Origin of the sequence: Phenylobacterium sp., from assembly GCF_037138395.1 — a bacterium.
Classification (GTDB): domain Bacteria; phylum Pseudomonadota; class Alphaproteobacteria; order Caulobacterales; family Caulobacteraceae; genus Phenylobacterium.
Window position 1 is genome coordinate 22,013 of record NZ_JBAXIM010000012.1, and the last position, 6,650, is coordinate 28,662.

At 70.4% G+C, this 6,650-nt stretch carries 6 protein-coding genes and 1 pseudogene; 5 read left to right on the top strand and 2 right to left on the bottom strand.

All coding sequences use genetic code 11. The features are described 5' to 3' along the window. Positions 1–77: 77 nt before the first annotated feature. Together zapE and WCJ52_RS01810 are read right to left on the bottom strand one after the other, a co-directional pair. Positions 78–1,196, bottom strand: a complete 1,119-nt coding sequence (gene zapE / locus WCJ52_RS01805; RefSeq protein WP_336901581.1) for a cell division protein ZapE — start codon at positions 1,194–1,196, stop codon at positions 78–80. A 19-nt stretch (positions 1,197–1,215) separates the two neighbouring features. Then, on the bottom strand, positions 1,216–2,727 hold the full coding sequence (locus WCJ52_RS01810) for a CoA-acylating methylmalonate-semialdehyde dehydrogenase (protein WP_336901582.1): 1,512 nt from the start codon (positions 2,725–2,727) through the stop codon (positions 1,216–1,218). Positions 2,728–2,824: 97 nt separating this feature from the next. On the opposite strand from WCJ52_RS01810, the gene WCJ52_RS01815 reads away from it, so the two are divergent. From WCJ52_RS01815 to WCJ52_RS01835, 5 genes and pseudogenes are all read left to right on the top strand, one after another. Next, positions 2,825–3,676: a 1-acyl-sn-glycerol-3-phosphate acyltransferase gene (locus WCJ52_RS01815; RefSeq protein ID WP_336901583.1), complete on the top strand. Its 852-nt coding sequence runs from the start codon at positions 2,825–2,827 to the stop codon at positions 3,674–3,676. Beyond that, positions 3,673–4,125: a tRNA (adenosine(37)-N6)-threonylcarbamoyltransferase complex ATPase subunit type 1 TsaE gene (gene tsaE / locus WCJ52_RS01820; RefSeq protein WP_336901584.1), complete on the top strand. Its 453-nt coding sequence runs from the start codon at positions 3,673–3,675 to the stop codon at positions 4,123–4,125. The genes WCJ52_RS01815 and tsaE overlap by 4 nt, the downstream gene beginning before the upstream one ends. Then, positions 4,125–5,213 carry an N-acetylmuramate/N-acetylglucosamine kinase AmgK gene (amgK, locus tag WCJ52_RS01825; RefSeq protein ID WP_336901585.1) on the top strand — a complete coding sequence of 363 codons (1,089 nt, stop codon included), beginning with the start codon at positions 4,125–4,127 and terminating at the stop codon, positions 5,211–5,213. Before tsaE ends, amgK begins: the two co-directional genes overlap by 1 nt. A gap of 17 nt (positions 5,214–5,230) precedes the next feature. Beyond that, positions 5,231–5,923 carry a nucleotidyltransferase family protein gene (locus tag WCJ52_RS01830; RefSeq protein WP_336901586.1) on the top strand — a complete coding sequence of 231 codons (693 nt, stop codon included), beginning with the start codon at positions 5,231–5,233 and terminating at the stop codon, positions 5,921–5,923. Further along, positions 5,920–6,650: pseudogene (locus tag WCJ52_RS01835) on the top strand (double-strand break repair protein AddB); the annotation flags it as partial. The gene WCJ52_RS01830 and the pseudogene WCJ52_RS01835, both read left to right, overlap by 4 nt.

The following is a 6,650-nucleotide window of genomic DNA, read 5'->3' on the forward strand; positions in this document are numbered from 1 at the left end:
CGGATGCCTGCATGTAATCTCCCCGGGGCGGGTGTCAACGGAGCCTTGCATTCAACGCAGGGTGCCGTCGCGGCAGGTCAGGGTCGGTCGGCGAGCCAGTCTGCCGATCGCATCTCCTGGAGCCGCGAAGCGGTGCGCTCGAATTCAAAGGCGCCATCCCCGGATGGGTAGAGGCGGGCGGGATCGGCCTCGGCCAGGACGATCAGCCGGGTCCGGGCCTCGTAGAGGGCGTCCACCAGGGTGACGAACCGCCGCGCCGCCTCCCGCCGGGACGAATTGAGCCGCGGCAGGTCCTCGAGGAAGACGGTGTGGAAGCGTTCGGCCAGGGCGAGATAGTCATTGGGGCCCAGGGCCGCATCGCAGAGCCGGGAGAACCCGCTACGGACCAGGCCGCCCGCCGCCATCGGGAAGTCCAGCCGCCGACCCATGACCTCGATCGATTCTCCCGCGGCGGCCTCGGGGCCCAGCATGTCGCGCCACAGGGCGTCGAAGGTGCGGCGGTTGTCCGGGTCGATGGGCGAGAACCAGGTCCCCGCCGCCCTTAGCCGGTCGAGGCGGTAGTCGTGGGGTCCGGCGACGGACACCACCTCCACCCGGGACTTCAGGAGCGCGATGAAGGGCAGGAAGAGCTGGCGGTTGATGCCGTCCCGGTAGAGGTCGTCGGGATGGCGGTTGGAGGTGGCGGCCAGGGTGACGCCCCGGGCGAACAGGGCCTCGAACAGCCGCCCCAGGATCATGGCGTCTGCAATGTCCGTGACCTGGAACTCGTCAAAGCAGATCAGGCTGGCGTCCCGGGCGACCAGGTCGGCGACGGGCGGCACGGGGTCATCGCCCCGCGCCTGGCCGAACCGCGCCTTGCGGGCCGCGGCATCGCCCGAGCGCCAGGCCCCGATCAGGGCGTGAACCTCGCGCATGAAGACATGGAAATGGGTGCGCCGCTTCCGGGCGACAGGAACGGTCTCGAAGAATAGGTCCATCAGCATGGACTTGCCCCGCCCCACCGGCCCCCAGAGATAGACCCCCTTGGCGGCCTCGGGCCGGCGCCGGAACAGGCCCGAAAGGCCGCCGGGGCGGGACGCAGCCAGCTCGGCCTCCAGCCGGGCCAGGCTGGCCAGCCCCGCGGCCTGGGCCGGGTCGGGGCGCAGGTCGCCCGCCGAGATGCGCGCGGCGTAGGCCGTTTCCAGGGCGGAGGTCATGCGGCGCGGAACTCTCCGGTCAGCGCATGGTCGGGATAACGAAGGCGGAGTCCTCGACCTCGCCGTCTGGCCAGCGGGCCGTCACCGTCTTGACCTTGGTGTAGAAGCGCACCCCGTCCATGCCGTGCTGGTTGGCATCGCCGAAGGCCGAGCGCTTCCAGCCGCCGAAGGTGTGATAGGCCAGGGGCACAGGGATCGGCACATTGATGCCGACCATGCCGACGTTTACCCGGGAGGCGAACTCCCGGGCGGCGCGCCCGTTGCGGGTGAAGATGGCGGTCCCGTTGCCGTAGGGATGCTGCGAGGGCAGGGCCAGGGCAGACTCGAAGCTGTCGGCCCGGACCATCTGGAGGACCGGTCCGAAGATCTCGTCCTGATAGCTCTTCATGCCCGGCGTGACCCGGTCGAAGAAGGAGGGGCCGATGAAGAAGCCGTTCTCATAGCCCTGCAGGCGGAAGTCGCGACCATCGACAACCAGCTCGGCGCCCTCGTCCACCCCGGTCTGGATGTAGTCGGTCACCCGCTTGCGGTGGGCGGCGTTGACCACCGGGCCGTAGTGGGCGCCCTCGTCGGTGGAGATCCCGACCTTGAGGGAGGCGATCTCGGCGACCAGCTTCTCGCGCAGGGCGTCGGCGGTGCGCTCACCCACCGGCACCACCACGGGCAGGGCCATGCAGCGTTCCCCAGCCGAGCCGAAGGCGGCGCCGGACAGGTCGCGCACCACCTGATCCAGGTCCGCATCTGGCAGGACGATTCCGTGGTTCTTGGCGCCGCCCATGGCCTGGACCCGCTTCCCGGCCGCCGCCCCTCTGGAATAGACGTACTGGGCGATGTCCGAAGAGCCCACGAAGCTGACGGCGGCAATCTCAGGATGGTCGAGGATGGCGTCGACCATGACCTTGTCGCCCTGGACGAGGTTGAGCACGCCCTTCAGGTCCAGGCCCAGCTCGGCGCCCGCCTGCATGAACAGCTCGGCCAGGCGGACCGGGACGGTGGGATCACGTTCCGACGGCTTGAGGATGAAGGCATTGCCGACGGCGAGGGCGACCCCCGACATCCACAGCGGAATCATGGCCGGGAAGTTGAACGGGGTGATCCCCGCCGCAATGCCCAGGGGCTGGCGCATGGAATAGACGTCGATGCCCGGCCCGGCACCCTCGGTATACTCGCCCTTGAGCAGGTGTGGGACGCCGCAGGCGAACTCGATCACCTCCAGGCCGCGCTGGATATCGCCCCGGGAGTCGGCGACCACCTTGCCGTGCTCGCTGGACAGCAGCTCAGCCAGGGACTGCATGTTGGCCTCGAGCAGGCGCTTGAACTCGAACATGACCCGCGCCCGGCGCTGGGGGTTCACCGCCGCCCAGGCCGGCTGGGCGCGCAGGGCGGACTGGACCGCCAGCTCAAGCTCGTCAGGGGTTCCCAGGCCGACCTTCGCCTGCACCTCGCCGGTATTCGGATTAAAGACGTCTCCGAACCGGGCTGAGGCGCTGGGGGCCGGGGCCCCGTCGATGAAGTGGGAGATCTGGCGCATAGGATCGTCCTCGATTGCCTGCCAGATTCCAATAGTGGCTGGGACCGCGCGCGCCTAGACCTTGCTTGCGCCCCCGGTCGGCAGGCATGCTGTACCCATGAGCCCTTCTGTCGCTGCCGGCCCTCGCCAGCACATTGTCGATGTATTGATCGCCGAACGGGCGCCCCGGCTGGCCGCCAGCCCAGCCTGGCCCCTGGCCCGCCCCCTGCTCTATCGGCTCCTGAACTATCGCAAGGCCCGGACGATGGCAGACGCCGTCGGCCCCCTGGGCGGTCGTGAGGCGCTGGACTACGTGGCCCGGCTCCTCGAGGTCCAGGTTGAGGTACGCGGCCTGGAGCGGATTCCGGAAGCCGGGCGCCTCGTCATCATCTCCAACCATCCGACCGGGATCGCCGACGGTATCGCCACCTATGGCGCCCTGCGTGGCCGGCGACCCGACCTCTGCTTCTACGCCAATGCCGACGCCCACAGGGTCGTGCCGCGGTTCTCCGAGGTCCTGATCCCCGTGGAATGGGTCGAGGCCAAGCGTACCCGCGACCGCACCCGAACCACCCTGCAGATGACCCGCGAGGCCATGGAGGCGGAACGGGCGCTGGCGATCTTCCCCGCCGGCCGGCTGTCCAGGCGGGCGCTGGACGGGACCCTGTCGGATCCGCCCTGGATGAGTTCGGCCCTGTCCATCGCCCGGCGACACGGCGCCCCGGTCGCGCCGGTCCACATGACCGGTCCCTGGTCGACCCTGTTCCATGCCTTCGACCGGGTCTCGCAGGAGCTCCGCGACATCACCCTGTTCCACGAGCTCCTGAACAAACGGGGCGGACGGTTTACCCTCAGCGTGGGGCCTCTCATCGACCCCTCCCGCCTGGGCAGTGACGCCGAGGCTGCGACGGCCGAGCTGAAGGCCTATGTGGAGACGGTGCTTCCCGCCCATCCGGATCGACCCTTTTGACCCGCCTGCCCCCGCGGATCGACCTGCCCGCAGAGCCTGACACGGAAGCGCTTGGCCGACGCCTGGCCCCGATTCTGCGCACAGGCGAGGCCATCTGCCTCAGCGGTGGCCTGGGGGCGGGCAAGTCCTGCCTCGCCCGGGCCCTGATCCGCGCCCTGACCAGGCCGGACGAGGACGCCCCGAGCCCGACCTTCACCCTCGTCCAAACCTATGCCGGTCCGGACTTCGAGATCGCCCATTTCGACCTCTACCGGCTCGAAGACCCCGACGAGGCCTGGGAAATCGGGCTGGACGAGGCCCTCATTCATGGGGCGGCCCTGATCGAATGGCCCGAACGGCTCGAAGGGCGTCTTCCCGCCAACCGACTCGATCTAGAGCTTTCCATGGAGGGCGAGGGCCGCGCGGCGCGGCTGGTTGGCTTCGGGACCTGGAAGGAGCGCGTGGCGTGATGGCGGAACGCGAGGCCCTGAAGGCGAGCTTCCTGGCGGCCGCCGGCCTGCAAGACGCCCGGCGCGAAGGCCTGGCCGGCGACGCCTCGACCCGCGCCTACGAACGCCTGTTCCTGGCCGACGGCAGCCGGCGGATCTTCATGGACCAGCCGCCAGTGGAATCCGCGCCGTGTCCACCGGACGCCGACGCCGGGACGCGCAGGACCCTGGGCTACAACGCCATGGCGCGGCTGGCCGCCGGACGGGTCGACGCCTTCGTCGCCGTCGCGGACTGGCTCAACCGGTCCGGGCTGTCGGCGCCGCGGATCGAGGCCTTCGACGCCGGTCTTGGCCTCGCGGTAATGGAGGACCTCGGAGATGACCTGTTCGGCGCACGGATCGCCAACGGTGCCGACGAGCAGCCCCTCTACGAGGCCGCGGTGGAGGCCCTGGTCCACATGCAGGCCAGCCCGGTCCCGGACCGGCTGAGCGCAGCCCCAGGGGTCGACTGGCCGCTCCTGACCTACGACGCCCTGGCCCTGGAGACTGCCGCCGACCTCCTGCCCGACTGGCTGCCGGCCCTGCGCCCGGAGGTGCGGATCGACGCCTCTGCCCGGGCGGACTGGGCGGCCCTCTGGCGGCCCATACTGGAGCGCGGCGAGGCGGGGGCCACGGTCTTCTGCCACCGCGACTATCACGTGGAGAACCTGATCTGGCTGCCGGACCGGGAGGGACCCGCCCGGGTCGGTATGGTGGACTTCCAGGACGCCCTGCGGGCCCACCCCGCCTGGGACGTCTCCATGTTGCTGCACGACGCGCGCCGCGACGTCAGCCCCGGACTGTCGGACAGCATGCTGCAGCTCTACCTCGACCGCTCCAGCCCTGCAGGCGACCCGGCGTTCGTCGCCGATTTCCACGCCCTGGGCGCCCTGAACATCTGCCGGATCCTCGGCGTCTTCGCCCGGCTGGTGAAACGAGACGGCCGGCCGAAATACGAGGCCTTCCTGCCCCGGATGTGGGGTTATCTGGACCGGTGCCTGGCCGACCCCGGCCTTGTGGACCTGCGGGACTGGCTCGACGCCTGCGTCCCGGCGGAGGCGCGCCGGTGAGGGGTCCCGAAAGCGCAATGGTCCTGGCCGCGGGCCTGGGCACCCGGATGCGTCCCCTCACCGAGACCCGGCCCAAGGCCCTGGTGGAGGTGGCCGGCCGGACCCTGATCGACCGGGTCCTGGACCGTCTGGTTGAGGCGGGGGTGCGCAGGGCGGTGGTCAATGTGCACCACTTCGCCGACATGCTGGAGGCCCACCTCGCCCGGCGGACCGACATCGAAATCCTCATCGCCGACGAACGCGCCGCCCTGCTCGACTCCGGAGGCGGGGTGCGCAACGCCCTGCCCCTGCTGGGCCGCGAGCCGATCTTCGTGGCCAATATCGACTCCCTCTGGACCGAAGACGTAACGCCCCCCCTCGAGCAGATGAAGGCGGCCTGGGACCCGGCGCGCATGGACATGCTGCTCCTGCTCACCCGCAGGGATCACGGCATAGGGTTCGAGGGGCCCAGGGGATTCCTGATGGACACTGACGGCCGCCTCACCCATTCAGCCGACGACGCCCGGCCGGCGCCCTTCGCCAATGTCGGCTTTCAGATCCTCAAGCCGGAAACCCTGGACGGCGAGCCGGACGGCGCCTTCTCCATCCTTCCGGTCTGGTGGCGATTGCAGGGCCAGGGCCGCCTGTTCGGCGTGGTCATGGACGCCTTCTGGATGCATGTGGGGGACCCCGCCGCCCGGGCGGAAGCCGAAGCCCGGCTCACCCGATGAAGGCCGAATTCCTGAGCCGGAAGGGACCCCGCTGGTACACGATTCCCGCGGATCGGCCGTTCCTGGACGACCTGGCCGAAGGCCTGCTGGCCCTGACCGAGGGCGAGGGCCCGGAGGCCCTTTCGGATGCCGTCGTCCTGACCCCGACCCGGCGGGCGGCGCGATCCCTCACCGAGGCCTTCCTGCGACGGGCGGGTACGGCCGGTGCCCTGCTGCCGCCAAGGATCCGCCCCCTGGGCGACCTCGAGGCTGGCGAGGCGCCCTTTGAGCCCGGGGAGGTCATGCTGGACCTGCCTCCCGCCATCACCCCGGTGCGACGGCGGTTCGAACTCCTGAAGCTGGTGGGCGACCTCTCGGCCAGCCGGGGACGGACGCCCGGTCCCGCAGAGGCCCTCGGCCTCGCCGATGCCCTGGGCGCCTTCTTCGACAGCCTTCAGATCGAGGAGGTGACTGGCGAGAACCTGGACTCCCTGGTGGGGGCGGAAATGGCCGAGCACTGGCAGGTCTCCCTCGACCTGCTCCGTACGGCACTCGACCTCTGGCCCCGCAGGCTGGAGGCGCTGGGGATGGAGGATGTCAGCCGCCGGCGCGTCCTCCTGCTCCGGGCCCTGGCGGAACGGTGGCGGGAGGTTCCGCCGCAAGGCCTGCTCATTGCCGCCGGCTCGACCGGATCGGTCCAGGCCACGGCCGGCCTTCTCCGGGTCATCGCCCAAGCCCCCCGGGGTGC